Here is a 24,527-nt window from a genome sequence, read left to right as displayed (position 1 = left end):
GTTGACGTTTTATAGAGAAGAGTGTGTCACACAAAAGGAGGGGGAACGATGAGCAAGCAGTTTGACCGCTATGCGAGCTTTATTTTTCTGATTATCGGTGCAGGTTTCATTTTCGAAAGCCGAAAAATTTCAGAAAGCGCGTATGGAAGCAATGTTGGACCTGATATTTTCCCAATGGGTCTTGGCCTTATTTTAATCTTATTGAGCATTCGTTTATTTTTGGAAACACTTCGTTATCGACACAAGGAGAAAGAGAAGCTTGCTTATGACTACAAACGCTTTTTCATCATCTTTCTTTCAGCTGTAGCCTACGCGTACTTTCTCGAAGATATCGGATATGTGATTGGGACATTTCTGTTTCTATTAATTGGCTTTCAAACGATGGAAAGGGGAAAATGGCTTTCAACGATTGTCATCTCAGGGATATTCTCTTACGGCATTTATTTTGTTTTTGTGGAAGTATTAAAAGGGTCATTGCCTGGTTTTCCAATTTGGCTAGGAATGTAGAGAGGAGGGGAAATAATGGAGGCACTTCACTATTTGTTCAATGGTTTTGAAACAGCTCTAGCATGGTACAATTTAGCTTTTGCCTTTTTCGGGGTGTTAATTGGAACGGCGGTTGGGGTCCTGCCAGGCATTGGACCAATGAGCGGAGTAGCGCTGCTTATTCCAGTTACCGCTACGTTAACAAGTGGGCTTGGACCTGAGGAAGCTGCGGCAAGTTCTATTATTTTATTGGCAGGGGTGTATTATGGCGCGATGTATGGAGGGTCTACCACATCTATTTTGCTGAATACACCAGGGGAATCTTCATCCGTTGTCACGGCATTAGATGGTTATCAAATGGCAAAACAGGGAAGGGCAGGAGCCGCTTTATCGATTGCGGCCATCGGCTCCTTTGTCGCGGCTATTGTGTCCATTGTCGCTCTCGTCTTTTTAGCGCAGCCATTATCTAATGTGGCTTTAAAGTTTGGACCCGCTGAATATTTTGCTCTTATGATTTTAGGGTTATGTGCTGTGAGTGGTTTGGCAGGGAATTCAACGACGAAAGCGTTAATGATGACGGTATTTGGATTACTGCTTGCGACAATTGGGATGGATAATGTCTCAGGTGTTGCCCGTTTTACGTATGATGTTCCGATTCTTTATCAGGGGTTGGAGTTTTTAACAGTAGCAGTTGGTTTGTTTGCATTAGGAGAAGTATTTAAAGCAATTTTAGAGCGAGAACAAAATGATGGAGAAGTCAATAAGATTACACGCATTCTTCCAACGAAAAAGGATCTAAAAGATAGCTCAGCCCCTATTTTACGCGGCTCCATTCTCGGCTTTTTCATTGGCATTTTGCCAGGGGCAGGAGCAACGCTTGCTTCTTTCTTTTCCTACAGCTTGGAAAAGAAGATTAGTAAAAATGCTTCAAAATTTGGACAAGGGGCTATTGAAGGAGTGGCAGCACCAGAGTCGGCTAACAATGCAGCATCAGGGGGAGCAATGATCCCGTTGCTAACGTTAGGAATACCAGGCTCAGGGACCACAGCGATTTTAATGGGAGCACTCATTATGTACAATGTCCAGCCAGGTCCATTATTATTTGAAGATCATCCCCAAGTCGCGTGGGGACTTATTGCCAGTATGTTCATTGGAAATGTTATGCTTCTTGTACTAAACATGCCGCTTGTAAAAGTATTTGCGAAAATCATTCAAACTCCGCCAAAATATTTACTTCCAATTATTGTCGCGATTTCGGTTTTCGGGGTATATGCGGTACAAGTTAGCATCTTTGATTTGCTGTTGCTGATGGTATGTGGCTTAGCGGGCTATTTTCTAGCGAAGCATGATTATCCGCTGGCTCCGCTTGTACTAGGGCTTGTATTAGGGCCGATGATTGAGAACAATATGCGAAGAGCACTAACTGCTTCGAATGGTGATTTTATGATTTTTATCGAAAAGCCGATTTCTCTCGTCTTTTTACTCATTGCGGCAGCTTGGATTTTAGTACCTATCTTATTGAAATTAAGAGGGAAGCAAGTAGTTGTGACAGTAGAAGGATAACGGAAAAAGACACACGCTGACAAAAAGTGAGCGATGTGTCTTTTTTTTGTTTTGAATGAACGGAATTTTCAGATTACAATAGAAAGAAGAAGGGAGAAAACTGCTTTGAAATTACATCATAAGCTCATTGTACTAATCGGTTTGCTTTTATGTTTAGTCGTGATAGTAATGGGAGCCATTTTTCATGATATGGAAGTTAAAATGCTCAAAGAACAAATTGGACAAAGAGCGTTAACACTTGCAGAAGCGATTGCGCTGTCTCCTGAAATACAAAAAGGGTTTGCGAGTTCCGACCCTTCCGGCATCATTCAGCCGTTTGCTGAGACGATTCGCCAAAAAACGAAAGCGGAATTCATTGTCGTAGGGAATGCAGACGGGATTCGATATTCCCACCCAATCCCAGAACGTCTTGGGAAAAAAATGATGGGCGGAGATAATGGGGAAGTATTAAAAGGAAAGTCCATTATCTCGGAAGCCATCGGTTCACTTGGCCCTTCTTTGCGGGGAAAAGCGCCTATTTTTAATGAAGATAATCAAGTGATTGGTGTGGTGTCTGTTGGTTTTTCCATTAGTGATATTGAAGAAATGACCATCGTCTATCGAAATCGAATCATTCTATTTGCTGCTTTAATTTTAATAATAGGGACATTTGGTGCGGCAATGATTGGATATAGCGTGAATAAAGCGCTGTTTGGTTTAAAACCGAAAGAAATCGGTCGGTTATATATGGAAAAACAAGCTATTTTAGAATCTATTCGTGAAGGGCTTCTTGCGGTCAATGCAAAAGGTGAAATTACAGTCATCAATCATACCGCGTTGGAATTTCTCGGGTTAGAGAATGGAGAAGGGATCCTTGGAAAACAAATTTTCGATTTTTTACCTAATTCGCGTTTGTTAGAAGTGATTCGGACAGGACAGGCCGAATACGATGAAGAAACAATGATAGGGGATCATTTTGTGGTCGCCAATCGCCTTCCTGTACGAAATCATGATGGGAATGTCATTGGGGCTGTTGCCAGCTTTCGGAATAAATCTGAACTATACAGGCTGACAGAAGAGCTCTCTCAAGTGAAGCGATATGCAGAAGCGTTAAGGGCCCAGGCTCATGAATACTCCAATAAATTGTATATGATATCAGGACTCATCCAGCTAGAGTCGTACCAGCAAGCCATTGACCTCATTACAAGAGAGTCTGACATTCATCAAAATCTTTTTCAATTTATTATGAAAGAAATTCCAGATCCGATGATTGGTGGATTGTTAATTGGAAAGTTTAATCGAGCGAGCGAATTGAAAGTACAGCTACATATTGACAGGGAGAGCAGTTTTAAGGATATTCCTTCTTCCCTTGATCGCGATGACCTTGTTCTTATTATTAGTAATTTAATAGATAACGCAATGGAAGCGGTTTTAGAGATTGGTTCGCCTAATAAATGTGTGGAAGTCTTTTTTACTGATTTAGGAGAAGATTTAATTATCGAAGTGGAAGATAACGGGGAAGGTATCGCAGAAAAGCAGGCTGAACAAATTTTTGAGATGGGATTTTCAACGAAAGCAAAAGAAAACCGAGGGGTTGGTTTAGCGCTCGTCAAAAAAGCGGTAGAACGATTAGAGGGGAATATTACGTTTCATTCAGCAGATATGTCAGGTACCGTGTTTATTGTGGCAATTCCAAAACAACGAACAGCGGTGAGACAGGGGGAGAACAATGGGGGAGAAACAAGCAGAGAAATGGATGACGGTATTAATCATTGAAGATGATGAGCGTATTGCTGAAATTCATCGTCGATTTATTAATAAGGTTGAAGGGTATGAAGTGATTGGGATTGCAATTAATGAGGAGCAAGCGAAAGAACAGTTGAACATTCTTCAGCCGGATCTTGTGCTGTTGGATCTTTATTTTCCTGATATGAACGGGCTAGAGCTTCTTCGATATATGAAACAACAACATTACCGCACAGATGTCATTATGATTACGGCAGGAAAAGAAGTAGACTCCGTTAAAGAGGCCATTAGTCTGGGGATTTTTGATTATATTGTGAAGCCTGTTATTTTCCAGCGCTTTGAACAAACTCTATTAAACTATAAGCATTATTGTCAGAAATGGAAAAAGTGGATGGGTGAAAAAGAAGCGATGGATCAAGAGACCATTGATGAACTCATGCAGAAAAATCGGCAAAGGGAGGAAAAGAAGTGGTATTTTCCAAAAGGAATTGACCGATTGACTTTAGAGAAAGTATGCAATGTGATTGAAAAAGGCACTGACGGATTAACGGCTGATGAAGTAGGCAGGGAGATTGGCGCCAGCCGCTCGACCGCCAGAAGATATTTGGAGTATCTCGTTTCTAAAGGAGAAATTGCCCCTGATTTATCATACGGAGCAGTTGGACGTCCGGAAAGAGTGTATCGAATTAAGGGAACGATATAAAAGCATTGGATGAGAAAGAGATCATAAAATATGGAACGAAATAAAAATGACAATGTGAGGATGGCATAAAAAGGATGTTTTTTATGCCATCCTCCTTTTTTAATCGCAATGTGAATATGTTATAGTATTCAAGGGAATTTTTTTACGAAAGAAGGAAGAGTTATGAAAAGAGAAGCCATCATTCGCTGGTCTTTTTTTATTTTAGGGCTAATGGTATTGGCGTTTGGCGTAGCATTGACTATTAAAGGGAAGGACCTTGGCATTGGGCCGTGGGATGTTTTCCATTATGGTCTGTTTTTACAGTTTGGGCTGACTATAGGAACATGGGCCATTATCGCAGGGTTTATCATATTATTGATAACATCGATTGTAACGAAATCACTTCCGAAAATTGGGGCAGTATTAAACATGCTTCTTCTCGGAGTGTTTATTGATTTTTTTAATTATATGCTGCCAGATTTACATAGCATGTGGGCCAAGGCTGCGGTGTTTATGATTGGTGTCATCGTCATTGGGTATGGAATTGGCCTTTACGTTGCTGCTGGTTTAGGAGCGGGACCGCGTGACGGCCTCATGCTCATTCTCGTTGAAAAAACGGGATGGAGTGTGAAATGGGTGCGAAATGGAATTGAAATTCTTGTGTTTTTATGCGGCTGGCTATTAGGAGGTCCTGTTGGAATTGGTACCATTTTTATTGCTTTTTTCTTAGGGCCAATGATTGGGGTATCATTGCCGCAATGCAAGGAATTTTTACACATGATTCTCCGAGGAAAGGGAGAATCCGCTACTATTTAATTTTCGTGTAAAGCTAATATCTTTTTTGGCGATTCAACAGACGAATGTTTCGTAGTTGAATCGCCTTTTTATATATAAACCGACTTAGAAAATTTAACAAGACCAAAGAACAGCTACGTCAAAGGTTCACCTAAGTGGTCTAAACAATTACTGTCAATGCTCTTGAATGAAATGAAGCGGTGTTGAAAGGGTCGTATAGAGCAGTACGTCTCAAGTCTTAGAGGAAAATAAAGCTTAGGCTCGTTATCGCTTTCCTTGGATCAAGGTAGGATAGAGACATAAGGAAGACGAAAGGAGGAAAACGAAGATGAAAAAATTAGGGTTGTTTCTATTGGGAGGACTAGCGACGATTGTCTTATTTGCCAACTTGGCCCCAATGATTGCACTGGTCATCGGTTTAGCAGTGTTATATTTCACTGCTAAACAGTTTTTAAAAGCAGAAACGACTTTTCGAAAAGTAGTGTGGGCAAGTATCAGCCTTCTTGCGCTTATGGCTTCTGCTTCAAATGTTCCAGCGATTTTAGGATTTGTCGCAGCTTATGTGCTCTATGTCGTTTATAAGAAATGGAATGAAAACAAAGAAAATGTAAAAGAAGGATCTGATCCATTCGTAAACTTTGAAAAACAATGGGCGGAATTGAAACGCCATTAATCAATAGTAAGTTCAAAAGGAGAGAAGAAAAAATGAGTCTATTTACGCGTATTAAACATGTAGTAGCTGCTGATTTTCATGAATTATTAGATCAAAAAGAACAAAAAAATCCGATTGCGCTATTAAATCAATATTTACGTCAATGTGAGCATGAAACCGAAAAAGTACGCAAGCTCGTCGAACGTCAATATTTGTTAAAAGAGGAATTCACACGGGAACATCGCGATGCAATAGCCATGGCTGTAAAACGTAAACATCAAGCTGACATTGCTTCGCAAGCGGGCGAAAGCGACCTGCATCAGTTTACCTTAAATGAACAAGCACAATATGAAGAGCGTGCGGCTAAATTAAATGAATCTCTTCAACAAGCAACAAAGCAGCTAGATGAGCTCGAGCAAAAATATGAAGAAATGAAACATAAATTGAAAGATATGCATATTAAACGAATGGAACTAATGGGACGCGAGAATATCGCCCGTGCCCATCATCGTATAAACCAAGTAAATGATTCGACGAAGTCATTCACTCGCTTTGAGGAAATGGAGTCGTATTTAGACCGTCTAGAACATCAAGTTAACTCCTCTTACTATCGCAATACCATTGATGGACGAATTGCTCAATTGGAAAAGGAAATGGGCAAGGAAGAAGCGAGTTCGGTTTCTTAATCAAACGATAAGAATCAGAAAACGAAAGCCACCTTTTTTCAGACATCCTCTTAAAATGGACGGTTATGAAAACCAATCATTTTGAGAGGATGTTAGGGGTTGTTGGTGAGCCTTTTTATAATGTTCTTTTGTCAAACCTCTTTAGCCAGTTCCTGCAAACGTTCTTTGTCTCGGATGATGTAGCCCCGTGATTGTTTTTCAATGACATTGGCTTCACATAATTGGGCAAAGACGTGCAGAAGATGGCGATAGGAGACGCCTAAGTATTCACATACTTCTGTATGTTTTTCTTTATAAAAATCATGGTCGGCTGACAAAAGGATGAAAGCAGCAAGACGATTTATAAGCGGATATGCTTGGTTTTGTGTATATTTGGCTGAGAACATCGTTGTTTTTTGACTTAAAAAGATACATAAATATTTTAAAAAAGTAGCGTCTGTTAATAATTTATCTTTACATGCGTGAATAGGAATAGCAAGACAAACTGCTTTTGTGGCTGTTTGAATGCCTTTCGAATAACGTTCTGCGTTTAACAGTTCAATTTCACCCATGAAAGTTGGTGGATGTAAAAAATGGATGAGCGACACTTTTCCATTTTTTTGTGTAGCATATAGCTTTGCTTTTCCCTCGACGAGGTAGTACATATACTCAGGGTATGACCCTTCTTTAAAAATAAATTCACCTTGTTCGAACTGACATACTTGGATGTAGGGAGTAATCGGAAAGGAGAAGAGGGATTGAATAGGGTATTTTTCAAGATAGGAAGTGCGCATAGGCTCGGCTAAAAACTGCATGTTTTCCTCCTGACAAAAATATGAGATATCTCATATTATTGTATGTATTTACATGCTATGATGCAATAAATACGGAGGGATTAATTATGAGTTATCATCAAGCAACCCTTAATACAAAGGGATCAGTTATGAATCATCAACGCTGGATGTCACAGAATTTTTTTATGTTTTTTCTAACATGGGGCATATTTTTACCATATTGGACAGGGTGGCTCGTGCAGGCAAAAGGATTGAGTGTAACGGAAGCTAGTGTCATTATGGGATTTGGCTTACTAGCACGGGGGGCATCATCGCTGTTTGCTTTCCCACTCATATCTAAGTATTGGAGCAATCACACCGTTATTCTTGTATTGACAGGCGGTTCGCTTGCGACGACGCTTCTTTATATACCTTCTTCATCCTTTTCTGCTCTTTTTGTTGTGACGATGTTGTTTAGTATCATCTTTCCTGCGCTTCTTCCTGCTTTTGAATCGACAGCGGGGACGTTAGTGCAGCAAGGAGACGTACACTATGGAAAAAGCCGCTCGTACGGCTCCATTGGATTTGTCGTTTCTGTACTCATCATTAGTATGATTACAGGATACTTTGGAGAGCGGGCCATTTTAGGAAGTATGGTAGTAGGGCTTTGTTTGCTGCTTTTGATGCGTTTACTGCCGGCACCAGCTGTATTGTTAGTGAAACCAACATCAAAAGAGCGTAAAGAATCACTATCGATGAAGGGATTATGGCAAGTTAAAAGTTTCCCCATCGTGCTGCTTATCGTTGTTTTACTACAAGGAGCACATGCTTCTTACTATAATTATGGGTATATATATTTACAGGATTTAGGTGTGGATAACTATTACATCGGCATGATTCTTAATATCGCTGTGATGTTTGAAGTTCTTTATTTTTTAAAGGCAGATCATATATTTGAAAAATGGCAGCCTTCGTCCTTACTATTGCTAGCAGCGTCAGGCGCGACACTACGATGGTTGCTTGTATTTTTATTTCCGAATGTGTGGGTTTTCATGCTGTCGCAAAGTTTGCATGCGCTCTCGTTTGGAGTGGCTCATTATGCTTTTATTCTATACATCACCAAAAACTTGCCGAAACAACAAATTCCAAATGCACAAGGAATATATTCAGCACTGGCGATGGGATTGAGCACAGCGGTTTTAACATTGGTAGGCGGAATGTTATATGAAGTTTCTCCAACGTTCTCATTTTTGGCGATGGTTGCGTGCACGTTGCCGGCGCTGCTGTTAGTTATGATGACGAGAAATAAATATGATTATTAATTTGGTAAGCGATAATCATTAAGTAAAATGTATACAGAAAGAAAAGGCTCTTCATTTGAACAGCCTTTTCTTTTTTGAGGTGCGATATATGTTTATTCTTGCGGAGCTCTTCTTTCAGGAGGTTCCACTCCGAGCTCTGCAAGTTGTTTTTGAGCTTCTTCACGGGTAATACTTCCATTTCTTTCTTGTTCCATGATGCTTTGAGCTTTTTCTTTCGTCTCGTCATCTAGATCTGAAAACATGCCCCCCTGATTTCCTCTTGGCGGCATTTGTTCTTCACCAGCAATTTCTTGATTCTCAATGGTACTCGAGCTCTCGGCTTTAGCTACTGATTCACTGTTTGTTGTGGCTGTTATACTTTCTGAATTATTGCTGCATGCAAATAAAAATCCTGTGAACATAAGAGGTGCTGCTATTTTTATGAATGTAGATGGTTGTTTTTTCATCGTTGACTCCTTTTCTTTTTGTAGGTTGTAATCATTCAACATCGCTTCATTTAGTAGAAGGATGTTCGCAAGATGATGTAGTGCTATGAGTCACATTATTAAGCAGAAAACTTAAATAAACCTTAAAAAAGTGTGCGAAAGCCAAACATTACGACCCCTGTTATCATGCTAAGCTATGACGGCATAAATGAACGGCGACTCTTAGCGTTTATTTCTAAGAAATTTTAGCTTGGACATGGTGATAAATGCTGATGGCTAAACGAATATTGAATAGCTGTTTGCTATCTGTTAAATCGATTAAAAGGATTTCCTCGATGCGTTTTAAACGGTAATTCAAAGTATTTGTATGAACGTGCAAGGCGTGTGACGTTTTCTTTACATTTTGATTTCGTTCTAAATAAATAAAAAGCGTGTTTAAAAGGTCTACTTTTCTCGATTTCTCATACTCAAGGAGAGGACCTAATACTTCATGAACGAAATCAATCAACTCGTCTTCTGAATTTTGCAGAATAAAACGTTGAACACCAAGGTCTGTATAGCTAATAATCTGGCTTTCAAAATGATAGTTTCGCAAAAATGTTAAGCATCGCGCTGCTTCTTTCAATGATTTGTGAACATGCAGTAATCCTTGTTTTACTCTCCCGATACCAATGGTTGCTTCAATTTGAGGGGTTCGAACATGGATTTCGTGCTGAAACCATTGTGCGAGTTCTTTTGTTTGAGAATTGATAGTGGAGGAAGATACTTTCGGGTGAAAGGAGAGCAAGACGACGATTTGCTGTTCATTTCTTACCGCTATACCTTGCAAATGTTTTTCAAAAAATATGTGATTACTAAGCTGAATAATGTTTCTCATCATTCGTTCTTCAAGTTGCTTCTCCTTGTTGGAAGGATCGGCAGTATTAATCATAAAGGCGATATAGCTGCGGTCAGGATCAAAGTGTAAATTTTTCGCTTTTTGAATAAGCGTTTCATCCATTTGGCCAGAAAAAAGCTTCGTTACGAATTCTCCTTTTAATCTTTGCTGAGTATCAAATATCGCTTGTTCTTTTACAAGTTCAAGGGAAATCACCGTGCAAGCATGCTCGAGAGCGGCAATTTCTAACTCACTCATTTGTTTCGTGGAAAGAACGATCAGTATACCGAGAAACTTCGGTTTAGAACCAAGTGATAATGCGACAAGATGATATGTTTTTCCCGCCAATTCCATTTCTGCGGCGGAGCGTGAATCGTCAAGCGAGTCAATAATGTTCTTCGCTTTTTGTTTTATTAAAGTAAGAGTACCCTCCGAAAGGGAAGAGTCATAGGCAGAACAGATGAGCTCACCCGTATCATTAAACAGCAAGGTGTGCTGACCGGTCGTTTCTTGGATATATGTAACGATCGAATGAAGTCCTTCGCCTTGCAAAACAAGGTTAGCTAACTTCCGATGTATTTCAATAGAATGGGAAAGCTTACGTACAGTTCGCTCTTTTTCCTGATACAGGCTGGATTTTTCTAAGGCGACGGCAGCTTGATGACAAATAGCTTCTAAAAGATAGCTATCTTCTTGTTTAAAGCGAAGTGAACGTTGGAAAGAGTCTAGCGTAATGACTCCAATGCAGTTACCTTCTAGCAAAATAGGAGAACAAATGACAGATGTAAAATGAAAATTATGTGGGATGGAGCTTCTTAATAAATCATGATTGTGTGCTGATAAGGTTGCTAAAGCTTTTTTGATTTCTCCTTCATTCGGAAACATGATTCCTTTCCTTTGAGCGAAGGTCATGCCGGTCATCGACTCTCCGGGTTTTAGTTTAATTTGTCTAAAAATGTGCGGATAGAATAGTCCTTGGGCTGATTTAGCAACAAGACGGTGTTGATTTTTATCATATAGCCATAAAGACCCTCCGCCGGCCGCATCGACAGCAGAAATGGTTTCAATCATGATGGAGTCAATAATGGTATCGATATCTAATGATGAATTAATGACATTGGAAACGTGAATTAATGATTGAAGTTGACGGTGAGTTAAAGTTTCGTTCATTTTTATCATCCTTTTCTATCTTCTATATGAATCGATTTAGACAATGGGACATGGCAAAAGGACGACCATGTCTTATGCTCTAGACCTAAGTGGGGAGGTTTAAAAGGTCTGAGTAATTGATTATGAACGTTTTTTGATTAAAAGAAGTATTAAATGATTGTGTAAACCTAGAGAAAAGAAAGCGTTTTCTTTTCTTGGTGAGTTAATAGATTCAAAGAAATAAGCAACTAGATAGCTTGACTTAGAATTCGACATGACTAAAGGGCAGTTATGTCGAATTTTCTAACCTTTGAGGGGAAAAGTAAGTTGTTTGAATCAATGATTGTTTTCAATTTCATGAAGATGTGCCAAATGATTAAGGCGAATCTCTATAGAACATTCTTCAGTCAAATGAAGTAGTGTACAGGTAGGGAGTTGAATATATATAAACTAACGTGGGACATTTGCTGTTGTTTTTTTGTGTAAAAGCTACAAATTTTTGTTGTTTATTTTTATGTGGATAAACATGGTGTTCCATCATTTGGTTATTATAAGCTAATTATAAGAAAATTTTAAAAATAAATAAACACTTTGATGTCAGCTATTCACGGAAAGTTGGAAGAGAGGCTCTTTTGCATAAGCGATGTGATGGGATGCATTAGTTTCTGCGTTAAGTAATTGTGCCAAAATGGAAAAGAAAGGGTTGGGGATGGATGAATTTTGATTTAACGAAGGAGCAAGGGATGATACGTAAAATGATTCGGGATTTTGCGGAAGCTGAAGTGGCTCCAGGGGCAGACGAAAGGGATCGGACAGGTGAGTTTCCAGAGGAAATCTTTAAACAATTAGCAGACATAGGGATGATGGGGTTGCCTTTTCCTGAACAGTACGGAGGTGCGGAGGCAGATACGATTAGCTTTGCGATTGTGGTTGAAGAGCTAAGTCGGGTATGCGGTTCAACAGGTATTACGTATTCGGCACATATCTCGTTAGGAGGAGCCCCTATTCATTTATTTGGTACAGAGGAACAAAAACAAAAATATTTAACGCCGATTTGTACAGGGGAATATTTAGGTGCATTTGGTCTAACGGAACCGAATGCTGGCTCTGATGCAGGCGGGACGCAAACAACGGCTGTTCTTCAAGGGGATGAATGGGTCATTTCAGGCGCGAAATGTTTTATTACGAATGCAAGCTATGCGAAAAATCTTGCATTGACAGCAGTAACAGATCGATCGAAAGGAACGAATGGCATTAGTGCGTTTATTGTCCCAACAAATGCCTCTGGATTTACTGTTATTAATAATTATGAAAAAATGGGTCTTCATTCTTCTAATACAACAGAGCTTGTTTTAGAAAATGTAAGCGTTAACAAAGAGAACTTACTTGGTGTAGAAGGTGAAGGTTTTAAGCAATTTTTAGCTACTCTCGATGGAGGAAGAATTGGAATTGGCGCGATGGCCGTTGGGATTGCGCAAGGGGCGTATGAAAAAGCGCTTCAGTATGCAAAAGAACGAAAGCAGTTCGGGAGAAGTTTATCCGCCTTTCAGGCAATTCAATTTAAACTTGCCGACATGGCGATGAATATTGAAGTGGCTCGCAACATGGTTTATAAGGCAGCATGGCTGAAAGACCAAGGAAGAGCATTTAAAAAAGAAGCCGCAATGGCCAAATTGTATGCTTCAGAAATTTGTATGAAGGTTTGTGATCAAGCCGTTCAAATTCATGGCGGTTATGGATATATGAAGGAATATCAAGTAGAACGTTTCTTCCGTGATGCAAAGTTGTTAGAAATTGGTGAAGGGACTTCTGAAGTGCAGCGAATGGTCATTGCACGCGAAATTGGATGCTAAGAAGACGTCGTAAATTATCTTATTTTAAAGAGGTGGATCTTCTGTATGGGTGAGGTAATGCAGATTACGCTAGGAAAGTTATTAGAACAAGTGGCAAATGAGCGGCCTGAACATGAAGCGGTTGTCTATCCAGATCGCAATCTCCGTTACACATATAAACAATTTGACAATCTTTGCAGGCATGCGGCGAAGGGGTATATGAGGATAGGGATAGAAAAAGGAGATCATGTGGCCATTTGGGCATCTAATTATCCAGAATGGGTGACGAGTCAATTTGCTACAGGGAAAATGGGGGCTGTCCTCGTTACGGTTAATACGAACTATCGCGCGACTGAACTGGAGTATCTATTAAAGCAATCAGATTCTACTACACTAGTTTTAATGGAGTCGTATAAAGGCATTTCCTATATTGATATCCTTTATGAAATTGTTCCAGAACTGAAAACATCGGCACCGGGCTGCCTTCAATCAGAGCGACTTCCCTTTTTAAAAAATGTCATTGTCTGGGGAGAGAAACGATATCCAGGGATGTTTCTATGGTCGGATCTGATGGAAATGGGAGAAGAGGTCGATGATCACCTGCTGGATGAACGAATGAACGCTTTAGCTTCTGATGATGTGATTAACATGCAGTATACATCTGGCACAACAGGGTTTCCGAAAGGGGTTATGCTTACGCATACGAATTTAGTCAACAATGCAGCCAATATAGCAGCTTGTATGGATTTAACTCATAAAGATCGGATGTGCATACCTGTTCCATTCTTTCATTGCTTTGGCTGTGTGCTTGGAACGATGGCTTGTGTAAGTGTAGGGGCCACGATGGTTCCGATTCAAGAGTTTGATGTGCTGTCGGTTTTGCAGGCGGTTCAAAATGAGAAGTGCACGGCTTTGCACGGCGTTCCTACGATGTTCATTAGTGAGTTGAATCATCCGGAGTTTGAACACTTTGATTTGTCTTCTTTACGGACGGGAATTATGGCGGGTTCTCCTTGTCCGACAGAAGTAATGAAGGCTGTGACAGAAAAGATGGGAGCAAGAGAAATTACGATTGTGTACGGTCAGACAGAATCCTCTCCGGGCATCACTCAAACGCGAACGAATGACCCGATTGAATTAAGAGTGAGCACGGTCGGTCGTGCTTTGCCGAATGTTGAGGTGAAAATCGTTGACCCTGTAACGAATAATGAGGTGCCAGTAGGTGTTACAGGAGAGCTTTGCACACGTGGTTATCACGTTATGAAAGGCTATTACAAAAATCCGGAAGCAACGAAGGAGGCAATTGATCAAGATGGTTGGCTTCATACTGGTGATTTGGCGGTCATGGATGAGAACGGATACTGCCAAATTACAGGGCGTTTAAAAGATATGATTATTCGCGGAGGGGAAAATATTTATCCGCGCGAGATTGAAGAGTTTTTATATACTCATCCGAAAGTGCTTGATGTTCAAATCATCGGAATCCCAGACGAGAAATATGGAGAAGAAGTGATGGCATGGATTCGTTTAAAGGAAGAGGAAACGGTGACTGCTGAAGAAATTCGGGCGTATTGTGAAGGGCAAATCGCACATTTTAAAATTCCGCGCTACATTGAGTTTTGTTCAGAATTTCCAATGACAGCATCGGGGAAAATTCAAAAATTTAAGCTTCGCGAAGATGCGAATCGGCTTTTACAATCACAAAGAGAAGCGTTAATTAAAAAGAGCTAAGGGGGAGGGAAAGTATGTTTAAAAAGATTTTGATTGCTAATCGAGGGGAAATTGCCGTTCGAGTTATGCGAACATGTCAAGCGCTTGGAATTGTGAGTGTTGGAGTATATTCAGAAGCTGATGCAGATGCGCCGCATGTCAAATTGGCGGATGAAGCGTACTTAATAGGAGGTTCACGAGTAGCCGAAAGTTATTTGAACATCGACAAAATCTTGGAAGTGGCCCGCACATCTAAAGCAGAGGCGATTCATCCGGGGTACGGCCTTCTTTCAGAAAATGCCGAATTTGCAAGACGTTGCAAAGAAGAGGGACTGGTGTTCATTGGACCGTCCCCTGACGTGATTTCTCGTATGGGTAGCAAAATTGAGTCGCGAAAGGCGATGGAAGAAGCGGGCGTTCCCGTTGTTCCAGGCATAACATATCCGCTCGCGGATGCTGAGGAAGCGGTGCAAGTGGCTGAGCGCATCGGTTATCCAGTCATGCTGAAAGCTTCAGCAGGAGGCGGCGGAATTGGAATGCAGATTGTTCATAGCGCAGAGGAGATTCGCAAAGCATTTAGCGGAAATCAAAAACGAGCGACAGATTTCTTTGGGGATGGGGCGATGTATGTAGAAAAATATGTAGAAAATCCTCGGCATATTGAGATTCAAATTTTAGCAGATCGATTCGGGAATACTGTTTATTTATGGGAACGTGAATGCTCGATACAGCGCCGCCATCAAAAGGTGGTCGAGGAAGCCCCGTCCTTGTTCCTTGATGAAGAAACGCGGAGCAAAATGGGGGAAGCATCCGTCAAGGCCGCCCAATCCATTGGGTATGAGAATGCCGGTACGGTTGAGTTTTTAGTTGATGAAAATAAACATTTCTATTTCTTAGAGATGAACACGCGTCTTCAAGTGGAGCACCCAGTAACAGAAGAGATTACCGGATTAGATTTAGTAGAAGAGCAACTTCGTATCGCAGCGGGTCAGTCATTGAACATGTCACAAGCTGACGTAAGACGAGAAGGGCATGCGATTGAAGTAAGAGTTTATGCAGAAGACCCTAAAACTTTTTTTCCGTCTCCAGGGAAGATTACGCAATTAAGATTGCCTGAAGGCCCTGGCATTCGGCATGAGTTAGCGATTCACGGACAATCGGTTGTAACGCCTTTTTATGACCCAATGATTGCGAAGCTTGTTGTAAAAGGGAAAGACCGAAACGAGGCGATTGCACGTCTGCAGGCGGCACTTGCCGAATATAGTGTGGAAGGAATTAAAACAAATCTTTCGATGCTGCAGGACGTAGCCGCACATCCAGCCTTTCATAATGGTGATACGACAACGAGCTTTGTTGCGAAGTATTTACAAACCAACATACGAAACAGCGTGAAATAGGAGGAGTTAAGATGAGTCAAGTAGTAGCAAGTATGGCAGGGAATGTATGGAAAATTCTTGTGCAAGCAGGAGAACATGTCGAAGAAGGGCAAGATGTCGTCATTTTGGAATCGATGAAAATGGAAATTCCCATTTCAGCAGAAGTGGCAGGGACTGTTAAAGATGTGAAAGTGAATGAAGGAGATTTTGTCAATGAAGGGGACGTATTAGTAGAGCTGGAATAAAGCGAAACAGAAGATGAATGGAGGAGAAGGGCGTGACGATGAAGTGGCCGGAACGTGTAACAATTAAGGAAGTGGGACCGCGAGATGGACTGCAGAATGAACAGGTATTCGTTTCGACGGAAGATAAAATTGCTTGGATTAATCAACTGTCTGCCAGCGGATTAAAGCATATCGAAATCACGTCCTTTGTTAATCCAAAATGGATTCCAGCGCTTTCTGATGCAACAGCGGTTGCGGCAGGAATTACGCGCGTCCCCGGTGTAACGTATACAGCGCTTGTGCCAAACCGTCAAGGCTTAGAGCGGGCGCTTGCCGCTAACGTGGATGAAACGGCAGTCTTTATGTCTGCAAGTGAAACGCATAACCGAAAAAACATTAACAAATCGATTGACCAAACACTTCCTATTTTAAGAGAAGTTGTGCAGCAATCGCTGTCCGCTGGGAAGTCGGTTAGAGGATATGTGTCCACGGTCTTTGGATGCCCGTACGAAGGAAACGTGGAAATAGAAAAGGTCATTACAGTAGTCGACGCGTTATTTGACATGGGGATTAGCGAAATCTCTCTTGGTGATACAATCGGTGTGGCAAATCCGAAGCAGGTACAAGAAGTACTAAATGTATTATTAAAGCGCTTTTCCGCTGCGCCATTCGCTTTGCATTTTCATGATACCCGCGGAACGGCTTTGGCTAACATTGTCGTCTCACTCAATATGGGGATTCACACTTTCGATGCCTCCCTTGGGGGATTGGGCGGTTGCCCATATGCACCTGGGGCATCGGGGAATGTCGCGACGGACGATTTGCTTTATATGTTAGAAGCGATGGGAATCTGCACGGAGGTCGATCAGGAGAAGTTGGTGTCTGCGTGTCAATTTATTCAAGAGAAGATAGGAAAACCTTTGCCAAGCAGAAGTCTTCAAGTTTACACCCAAAGTGAATAAAGGGAGAAAGGCATACGGGAGGATGAAACATATGGAGAAAACGGTATTGGTCTCTACAGTCGAACAAGGAATTGTGCTCATCACGTTACAACGTCCGCAAGCGGCTAATTCGCTCTCTTTACAAATGTTAAAAGAACTGCAAGAAGCTATTGCTGCATGTAAGTTTGACCCATCTGTCCGGTGTGTCATCGTAACAGGAGCAGGTGAAACGATTTTTTGTGCAGGTGCAGACTTAAAAGAGCGGGCTGGAATGGATAAAAACGAAGTGCGTAAGACAGTATCTTCCATTCGTGAAACGATGAATCAACTAGAAGGATTGCCGCAGCCAGTCATTGCCGCTGTGAATGGAGCTGCTTTTGGTGGAGGGATGGAGATTGCCTTAGCTTGCGATATTCGGATTGCTTCTGAACAATCTAAGTTTGGGTTAACAGAAACGTCACTCGGTATCATTCCAGGAGCGGGAGGAACGCAGCGTTTGCCGAGATTAATTGGAAAGGGTCGGGCAAAAGAGCTGATTTTCACGGCAAGACGAATTGATGCAAAAGAGGCTGAGGAAATTGGATTAGTAGAATATGTGACACCACCTGGGGCTTTGCTAGAAAAGGCGTTGAGCATAGCGAAGCTTATTGTTCGCAATGGCCCTGTCGCCGTCACACAGGCGAAGTTCTCCATTGATAAAGGGATGGACGTCGATTTAAGCACGGGACTTTCCATTGAACAAAATGCGTATGAACTAACCATTCCGACAAAGGACCGACTGGAAGGTTTGCAAGCGTTCAAGGAAAAGAGACCGCCTGTTTTTGTTGGAGAATAATGAACACAAGTAACGTAGAGGGGGAAAGAGAATGTCAGCAAATATTAAGCCTATACAACAAACATTGCAAGAAAGAATGGAGCAAATTCAAAAAGGAGGCGCTCCCAAATATCATCAGAAAAATGAAGAACAAGGGAAGCTGTTTGTTCGTGATCGCTTAAAGCTGTTATTCGATGAGGATTCAGAGCTTGAAGATGCGTTATTTGCCAACTGTTCGGCAGAAGGTCTTCCAGCGGATGGTGTTGTCACCGGTATGGGGAAAGTCAATGGACAAGTTGTGTGTGTCATTGCCAATGATTCCACTATTAAGGCAGGGTCTTGGGGGGCACGGACGGTTGAAAAAATGATTCGGCTTCAAGAAACGGCAGAGAAGTTAAAGGTTCCGCTTATTTATCTTGTCGATTCAGCGGGTGCGCGAATTACTGATCAAGTAGAAATGTTCCCAGGGCGCCGCGGAGCCGGTCGAATTTTTTATAATCAAGTGAAGCTTTCGGGGAAAATTCCGCAAATTTGTTTATTGTTTGGTCCTTCTGCTGCAGGAGGGGCTTACATTCCTGCTTTTTGCGACATTGTCATTATGGTGGACAAAAATGCATCGATGTACCTCGGTTCGCCACGGATGGCAGAAATGGTTATTGGAGAAAAAGTGACGCTTGAAGAAATGGGCGGAGCTCGCATGCATTGTTCTGTTTCAGGCTGCGGGGATGTATTGGCGAAAACAGAAGAAGAAGCGATTGCCATGGCGAGAGATTACCTTTCTTATTTTCCAGCTAACTTTTCAGAAAAACCGCCAGCGCAGGAGGCAGTGGCGCCAAAACGTCTTGAGAAAACGCTGGAAGACCTCATCCCGTCCAATCAAAATGCTCCGTTTAACATGTATGATTTTATTGATGGTCTAATTGATGAAGGATCATTTTTTGAAATTAAGAAGTTGTTTGCGAGTGAACTTATTACAGGCTTAGCTCGCATGGATGGAAAGCCAGTTGGGATCATTGCGAATCAGCCGAGAGTGAAAGGTGGCGTGTTGTTTCATGATACGGCCGATAAGGCTGCTAAATTTATGACGCTTTGTGACGCGTTTCATATTCCGCTTCTGTTTCTTGTCGATGTGCCGGGCTTTATGATTGGCACAAAGGTGGAGCGGGCGGGAATTATCCGTCATGGAGCGAAAATGATTTCGGCGATGGCTGAAGCGAGTGTGCCAAAAATTTCGGTCATTGTGCGGAAAGCATATGGAGCAGGCCTTTATGCTATGTGTGGCCCTGCATTTGAGCCCGATTGCTGCCTTGCTTTGCCAACTGCCCAAATTGCAGTCATGGGGCCCGAAGCTGCGGTAAATGCGGTATATGCGAACAAAATTGCGTCGCTCCCAGAACAAGAGCGAGCTGCTTTCATTGAACAAAAGCGCGAGGAATATAAGCAAGACATTGATATTTACCGATTGGCATCTGAAATGATTATTGACGGTATCATCCCCGCGAATTCGTTACGCGAAGAATTAGTTAATCGATTTGAAGCGTATGCATCAAAAGACATCGCGTTCACAGAACGAAAGCATCCAGTCTACCCAGTTTAAGGTTACAATGATTGGCTCAGTTTCCTTGTAGTTAGTGAAAACAGGCTGCTTAAATTATTAAAAATTGAATATTTTAATAATTTAAATATTTCCAAATAGAAAAAATAGAATTGTAATATACCGAAAAAATTATTATAATACTATTTGTAAGAAAGACATTTGTTTTTTCCTTGTGGAATATGCTGGGTGAGAACATTTGATGAAGCAATAAATCATAAAAGAAAATTATTTGATTAAAAATATTACAATTTTATTCTAAGCCAATGGGGGAACATCTATGAGAAATATACTGGAAAAATGGAATCGAGTGAGTCTTGTCAAACAAATCATTGTAGGTTTGATTATTGGTATTGTCCTCGCTTTGACGATTCCTGCAGCCGCACAGCCTATCGTTATTTTTGGTTCTTTATTTGTAGGGGCTTTGAAAGCTATTGCACCTGTATTAGTTCTTTTCTTAGTTATGTCAGCCATCGTTCAACATAAGAGTGGTCAACAAACAAATATGAAATCGATCATCGGTTTATATTTAGCTGGGACATTTTTAGCTGGATTAACAGCTGTTGTTGCAAGTTTTATGTTCCCTGTAAATTTAACACTTGCTCAAGGTGCTGAAGGTTTTACAGCTCCAGGCGGTATAGTAGAAGTACTGAAAACTTTATTGCTAAACGTGGTAGATAACCCGGTTAAAGCCATTTACAATGCAAACTACATCGGGATTTTAGCGTGGGCGATCGTACTTGGTTTAGCGTTACGAAATGCTTCTGAGACAACGAAAACGGTAATTGCTAATGTGTCAGATGCAATATCAAAAATGGTTACATGGGTCATTAAGTTTGCTCCATTAGGAATTATGGGTCTAGTATTTGAGTCCGTTACAACAAGCGGAATTGACGCGTTATTAAGTTACGGAAAATTATTAGCAGTTTTAATTGGCTGTATGCTTTTTGTAGCTTTAGTCATTAACCCAATTATTGTGTTCTTATTTATCCGTCAAAATCCTTATCCGCTCGTTTTTAAATGCTTAAAGGAAAGCGGAATTACAGCATTCTTTACGAGAAGTTCTGCATCTAATATTCCTGTTAATATGAAGCTTTGTGAAAATCTTGGGTTGAATAAAGATACGTATGCTATCTCCATCCCACTAGGTGCAACTATTAACATGGCAGGTGCTGCTGTGACAATTTCTGTTTTGACTCTTGCAGCGGTTCATACATTAGGCATTGAAGTAGATTTACCGACAGCGGTTATTCTTAGCGTACTGTCTGCTGTAAGTGCTTGTGGTGCTTCAGGGGTTGCAGGCGGCTCTTTACTTCTTATTCCGCTAGCAGCCAGCTTGTTCGGAATTCCAGCTGAAGTGGCGATGCAAGTCGTTGGAGTAGGCTTTATCATCGGGGTACTACAAGACTCGTTTGAAACAGCTCTTAACTCATCTACAGATGTTTTATTCACATCCGCAGCGGAGTTTAAAGAGTGGCGTAAAGAAGGAAAAGCAATCCATATTCGTAAAGCCGTATAAGGCTTATTCCTTTATCAGTAATGGAACAGCCCCTCTGCTTGTTCAGTTCGTTGAACAAGTGGAGGGGCTGTTTTTATCTTGCTGTAAGAAGGGAAAGTGCTATTTTATCTGCATTATGACTGTCAAAGAGAAAACTCTATAGCTCATCTATTAATTTTTGTGCCTTACCCCAGCTGCTTCCGTTGAAATTCTGCAATGCTGTTGTATTCATCTTGGAGCTTACGAGCGATGCGAAGGTAAATGGGCGTAAGCTCGCGATAAATGGCGACGTTTTCTGGAATCGGCTTATGCTGATGAGTAGCACCGACCATATCTGAAACGACGTGTAAGGAGTCAATTTCTTTTAAAGCATATAGTCCAAGTATAGCAGCCCCAAGGCAGGAACTTTCAAAGCTTTCTGGTACGGAGACGTCTTGATCAAAAATGTCTGCCATCATTTGACGCCAAAGTTCTGAGCGGGCAAAGCCGCCGGTAGCTTGTACTTTTGCTGGGACGCCAATTTGTTCTTCAAGCGCAAGAAGCACGCTATATAAGTTGAAAATAACGCCCTCTAAAACGGCGCGAATCATATGCTCTTTTTTATGGTGCATGCTTAAACCGAAGAAAGAGCCTCTAGCATTCGCATTCCATAAAGGGGCGCGTTCACCGGCTAAATATGGATGGAACAATAATCCGTCTGACCCCGGATTGACAGAGGAGGCAATTTTCGTTAACACTTCATAAGGATCGATTCCTAATCGTTTTGCTGTTTCTACTTCAGAAGCGGCAAGCTCATCGCGAACCCAGCGGAAGGTCATGCCGCCATTGTTGACAGGGCCGCCGATCACCCAATAATTTTCTGTTAACGCATAACAGAAGGTTCGGCCTTTTGGATCGACGACAGGGCGATCTGTTACGGTTCGAATGGCTCCGCTCGTCCCAATTGTTACAGCTACAACGCCTGGCTCAATAGCATTTACGCCAAGATTTGATAACACCCCGTCGTTGGCCCCAACAACAAACGGAGTAGAAGGGAGAATTCCTAATGCCTCTGCTGTTTCGACATCTAGTCCTTGAAGGTAATGAGTAGTCGGGACAAGCGTCGATAAGTGTTGTCTTGTAATTCCAGCTGTTTGAAGCGCTTCCTCGTCCCAAGCGAGACGCTCTAAGTTGAGCATCCCCGTTGCAGAAGCGATGGAATGATCGACCACAAACTGTTTGAACAATTGATGAAACACATACTCTTTAATGGAAATAAACTTGGAGGTTTTCGCAAAAATGTCTGGTAGTTCTTCTTTTATCCAGCGGATTTTACATAATGGCGACATAGGATGGATAGGCGTCCCTGTACGCAAATAAATCTCATGGCCATTCCACTCGTGTTTAATCTTCTCCGCCCACTTTGTGCTTCGATTATCGGCCCATGTGATGGAATTTGTGAGCGGATTGCCTTCCTCATCCACTGCAATTACACTATGCATCGCAGAGCTGAATGAAATGCAAAGAAGTTCGTGTGGCTTAACGGCACTTTTTTTTATGGTTTCTTTAATTGTTCCTAATACTGCTGCGTAAATGTCCGTTGGTTTTTGCTCGGCGGTTGAAGGGGTTGGTGTAAGCAGCGGATATTCGATCGTATGATGGGCAATGACGGCACCTTCCTTTGAAAAAAGCACAGCTTTCGTGCTCGTTGTTCCAATATCAACGCCTAATACGTATGTAGAATGATTCATCAATCTTGTTCCTCCTCATTATATCAATGGCAAAGCATTTCATAGTTCAGCATTTATGAGTGCATCCTGTAAAAAGAGAAAAGGATGCTATGAAAGTAAGCAACTAAACTTTCAAAGCATCCATATGAAAGGAAGTTTCGCATAACTATGCTGTGATAAAGAAGTGTTTGAAAGAAAGCTGTTTTAAATGAATCGTATTTTCTCTTATTTTACATGATAAATAAGCTAATCACAAAGACAACAGTAAAGCCGACAAGAGAAATTAATGTCTCCATCATTGTCCATGAACGAAGTGTATCTTTTACATCTAAACCGAAGTAGCGGTTGACAAGCCAAAACCCTGAGTCGTTGACATGTGACGCAATTGTTGCACCAGCGGCAATCGAAATGACGATTAATCCTAAAACAGGTCCTTCCAGTCCAAGTGTTGTAATAAGCGGTGAAATTAACCCAGCTGCTGTTACCATCGCAACAGTTGCCGACCCTTGGGCAGCACGGACAATGCTGGCAATTAAGAAAGCGAGAACGATTGGCGGTAGAGGAGAAGCAGCCATCATATCTCCTAATACTTTTCCAACACCTGAATCAATTAATACTTGTTTGAACACACCGCCTGCCCCAGTGACAAGAATGATAATCCCTGCAGGTTCAAGTGCTTTGTTCGCAATGACTTGTACATCTTGGCGTGAGTACCCGCGTTTTATTCCTAAGAAATAGAATACGAGTAAAGTAGCGATTAGTAAGGCAACGAACGGATGACCAAGGAAGGTGAAGAATGTACGAACTTCATTTCCTTCTGGTAAGACGACCCCTGAAATTGTGTTTAAAAGAATAAGTACAAGCGGTACAAGGATAATCCCGGCAATAAGACCGAAGCTTGGAAGGTCTTGCTGTTCTTCTTTTTCTTCAAAGTGCATGTAATCAGGTACTGTCACGTGAATTTTTTTGGAAATATATTTAGCGAATAATGGTCCGGCGATAATCATGGATGGAATACCAGCAAGAGCCCCGAATAAAATAACCCATCCAAGGTCAGCGCCAATTAACTCTGCTACGGCGATCGGTCCCGGTGTAGGCGGGATAAAGCTATGTGTAACAGCGAGTCCTGCCAATAATGGAATTCCGTAATAAAGTAAAGAGCGGCCTGTTTTTTTAGCTAATCCGTAAACGATTGGCACTAAAATGATAAAGCCGACATCAAAGAAGACAGGAATAGCGACAAGAAAGCCTGTAAAACCTAGTGCCCATTGTGCTTTATCTTCACCAAATTTTTTAATCAATGTTTGCGCAAGACGTTCTGCACCGCCTGAAACTTCTAACATTTGTCCAAACATGGCACCTAAGCCGACGACGACAGCGACAAATCCAAGTGTTCCGCCCATTCCAGCTTGCATAGATTCAATGACTCCTTTGAGCGGCATACCAGTCGCGATTCCGACGAGCAAGCTCACAAGAAGAAGGGCGACAAAAGCGTGAAGTTTTGTTCGGATAACTAAAAATAGTAATAAAAAGATGCCTGTTAATGCGACTAAAATAAGTGTTGATGCTGACATTGTTCTTCCCCCTTTATGGCACTATCTTGTTTTAGTTAGATTCTCTAAGATAACGCTTTCTTTTTTGTCTATTATGTAAAAAATAGCGGATATGTTTTCCTTTTTCGAGGAATTTTTTTTCTTGATAAACTTATTATACAA

Annotated in this window: 21 protein-coding genes; 16 read left to right on the top strand and 5 right to left on the bottom strand. The window is 41.4% G+C overall.

The features are described 5' to 3' along the window. Positions 1-48: 48 nt before the first annotated feature. The 7 genes from ACXAEO_RS17020 (at position 49) to ACXAEO_RS16990 (ending at position 6,589) form a co-directional block, all read left to right on the top strand. Complete coding sequence (locus ACXAEO_RS17020; RefSeq protein WP_474883220.1) at positions 49-507, top strand: tripartite tricarboxylate transporter TctB family protein; 459 nt, start codon at positions 49-51, stop codon at positions 505-507. Positions 508-522: 15 nt separating this feature from the next. Further along, entirely contained in the window at positions 523-2,049 is a 1,527-nt protein-coding gene (locus ACXAEO_RS17015; RefSeq protein ID WP_474883219.1) for a tripartite tricarboxylate transporter permease, read from the top strand. A gap of 105 nt (positions 2,050-2,154) precedes the next feature. After that, positions 2,155-3,804 (top strand): ATP-binding protein, encoded by a 1,650-nt coding sequence (locus ACXAEO_RS17010; RefSeq protein ID WP_474883218.1) that lies wholly within the window; start codon positions 2,155-2,157, stop codon positions 3,802-3,804. After that, a complete protein-coding gene (locus ACXAEO_RS17005; RefSeq protein ID WP_474883217.1) occupies positions 3,758-4,477 on the top strand; it encodes a response regulator in 720 nt (239 codons plus the stop codon). The genes ACXAEO_RS17010 and ACXAEO_RS17005 overlap by 47 nt, the downstream gene beginning before the upstream one ends. A gap of 162 nt (positions 4,478-4,639) precedes the next feature. Next, the gene (locus ACXAEO_RS17000) at positions 4,640-5,272 is read left to right on the top strand and encodes a YczE/YyaS/YitT family protein (protein ID WP_474883216.1); all 633 of its coding nucleotides are present in this window, start codon (positions 4,640-4,642) and stop codon (positions 5,270-5,272) included. A 307-nt stretch (positions 5,273-5,579) separates the two neighbouring features. Beyond that, on the top strand, positions 5,580-5,924 hold the full coding sequence (locus tag ACXAEO_RS16995; protein ID WP_474883215.1) for a lmo0954 family membrane protein: 345 nt from the start codon (positions 5,580-5,582) through the stop codon (positions 5,922-5,924). Positions 5,925-5,956: 32 nt separating this feature from the next. After that, complete coding sequence (locus ACXAEO_RS16990) at positions 5,957-6,589, top strand: PspA/IM30 family protein (RefSeq protein ID WP_474883214.1); 633 nt, start codon at positions 5,957-5,959, stop codon at positions 6,587-6,589. Between the two features lie 131 nt (positions 6,590-6,720). Here the strand turns inward: ACXAEO_RS16990 and yeiL are convergent, their stop codons facing one another. Then, positions 6,721-7,383 (bottom strand): transcriptional regulator YeiL, encoded by a 663-nt coding sequence (yeiL, locus tag ACXAEO_RS16985; protein ID WP_474883213.1) that lies wholly within the window; start codon positions 7,381-7,383, stop codon positions 6,721-6,723. Positions 7,384-7,511: 128 nt separating this feature from the next. Here yeiL and ACXAEO_RS16980 point away from each other — a divergent pair, with 128 nt between their 5' ends. Further along, positions 7,512-8,663 (top strand): MFS transporter, encoded by a 1,152-nt coding sequence (locus ACXAEO_RS16980; protein ID WP_474884255.1) that lies wholly within the window; start codon positions 7,512-7,514, stop codon positions 8,661-8,663. Positions 8,664-8,755: 92 nt separating this feature from the next. Here the strand turns inward: ACXAEO_RS16980 and ACXAEO_RS16975 are convergent, their stop codons facing one another. Together ACXAEO_RS16975 and ACXAEO_RS16970 are read right to left on the bottom strand one after the other, a co-directional pair. Continuing rightward, positions 8,756-9,109 (bottom strand): hypothetical protein, encoded by a 354-nt coding sequence (locus ACXAEO_RS16975; RefSeq protein ID WP_474883212.1) that lies wholly within the window; start codon positions 9,107-9,109, stop codon positions 8,756-8,758. Between the two features lie 214 nt (positions 9,110-9,323). Further along, positions 9,324-11,135, bottom strand: coding sequence for a helix-turn-helix domain-containing protein (locus tag ACXAEO_RS16970; protein WP_474883211.1), 1,812 nt, complete (start codon positions 11,133-11,135; stop codon positions 9,324-9,326). A 692-nt stretch (positions 11,136-11,827) separates the two neighbouring features. On the opposite strand from ACXAEO_RS16970, the gene ACXAEO_RS16965 reads away from it, so the two are divergent. From ACXAEO_RS16965 to sstT, 8 genes are all read left to right on the top strand, one after another. Beyond that, complete coding sequence (locus tag ACXAEO_RS16965; protein WP_474883210.1) at positions 11,828-12,967, top strand: acyl-CoA dehydrogenase; 1,140 nt, start codon at positions 11,828-11,830, stop codon at positions 12,965-12,967. Between the two features lie 45 nt (positions 12,968-13,012). Continuing rightward, positions 13,013-14,677 (top strand): AMP-binding protein, encoded by a 1,665-nt coding sequence (locus ACXAEO_RS16960; RefSeq protein WP_474883209.1) that lies wholly within the window; start codon positions 13,013-13,015, stop codon positions 14,675-14,677. Between the two features lie 14 nt (positions 14,678-14,691). Beyond that, a complete protein-coding gene (locus ACXAEO_RS16955) occupies positions 14,692-16,053 on the top strand; it encodes an acetyl-CoA carboxylase biotin carboxylase subunit (protein WP_474883208.1) in 1,362 nt (453 codons plus the stop codon). Between the two features lie 11 nt (positions 16,054-16,064). Continuing rightward, a complete protein-coding gene (locus tag ACXAEO_RS16950) occupies positions 16,065-16,277 on the top strand; it encodes an acetyl-CoA carboxylase biotin carboxyl carrier protein subunit (RefSeq protein WP_474883207.1) in 213 nt (70 codons plus the stop codon). Between the two features lie 38 nt (positions 16,278-16,315). Next, positions 16,316-17,218: a hydroxymethylglutaryl-CoA lyase gene (locus tag ACXAEO_RS16945; protein ID WP_474883206.1), complete on the top strand. Its 903-nt coding sequence runs from the start codon at positions 16,316-16,318 to the stop codon at positions 17,216-17,218. Between the two features lie 31 nt (positions 17,219-17,249). After that, positions 17,250-18,032: an enoyl-CoA hydratase gene (locus ACXAEO_RS16940; protein ID WP_474883205.1), complete on the top strand. Its 783-nt coding sequence runs from the start codon at positions 17,250-17,252 to the stop codon at positions 18,030-18,032. 31 nt (positions 18,033-18,063) lie between these two features. After that, positions 18,064-19,608 carry an acyl-CoA carboxylase subunit beta gene (locus ACXAEO_RS16935; RefSeq protein WP_474883204.1) on the top strand — a complete coding sequence of 515 codons (1,545 nt, stop codon included), beginning with the start codon at positions 18,064-18,066 and terminating at the stop codon, positions 19,606-19,608. A 277-nt stretch (positions 19,609-19,885) separates the two neighbouring features. After that, positions 19,886-21,124, top strand: coding sequence for a serine/threonine transporter SstT (gene sstT / locus ACXAEO_RS16930; protein ID WP_474883203.1), 1,239 nt, complete (start codon positions 19,886-19,888; stop codon positions 21,122-21,124). Between the two features lie 164 nt (positions 21,125-21,288). On the opposite strand, the gene gntK is transcribed toward sstT, so the two are convergent. Both gntK and ACXAEO_RS16920 read right to left on the bottom strand, forming a co-directional pair. After that, a complete protein-coding gene (gntK, locus tag ACXAEO_RS16925; protein WP_474884253.1) occupies positions 21,289-22,833 on the bottom strand; it encodes a gluconokinase in 1,545 nt (514 codons plus the stop codon). A gap of 209 nt (positions 22,834-23,042) precedes the next feature. Continuing rightward, entirely contained in the window at positions 23,043-24,386 is a 1,344-nt protein-coding gene (locus ACXAEO_RS16920) for a GntT/GntP/DsdX family permease (RefSeq protein WP_474883202.1), read from the bottom strand. Positions 24,387-24,527: the final 141 nt, after the last annotated feature.

The sequence above is a fragment of the Bacillus sp. ABA4_010 genome (assembly GCF_056159105.1).
This window is presented reverse-complemented; position numbering and strand designations above follow the sequence as displayed.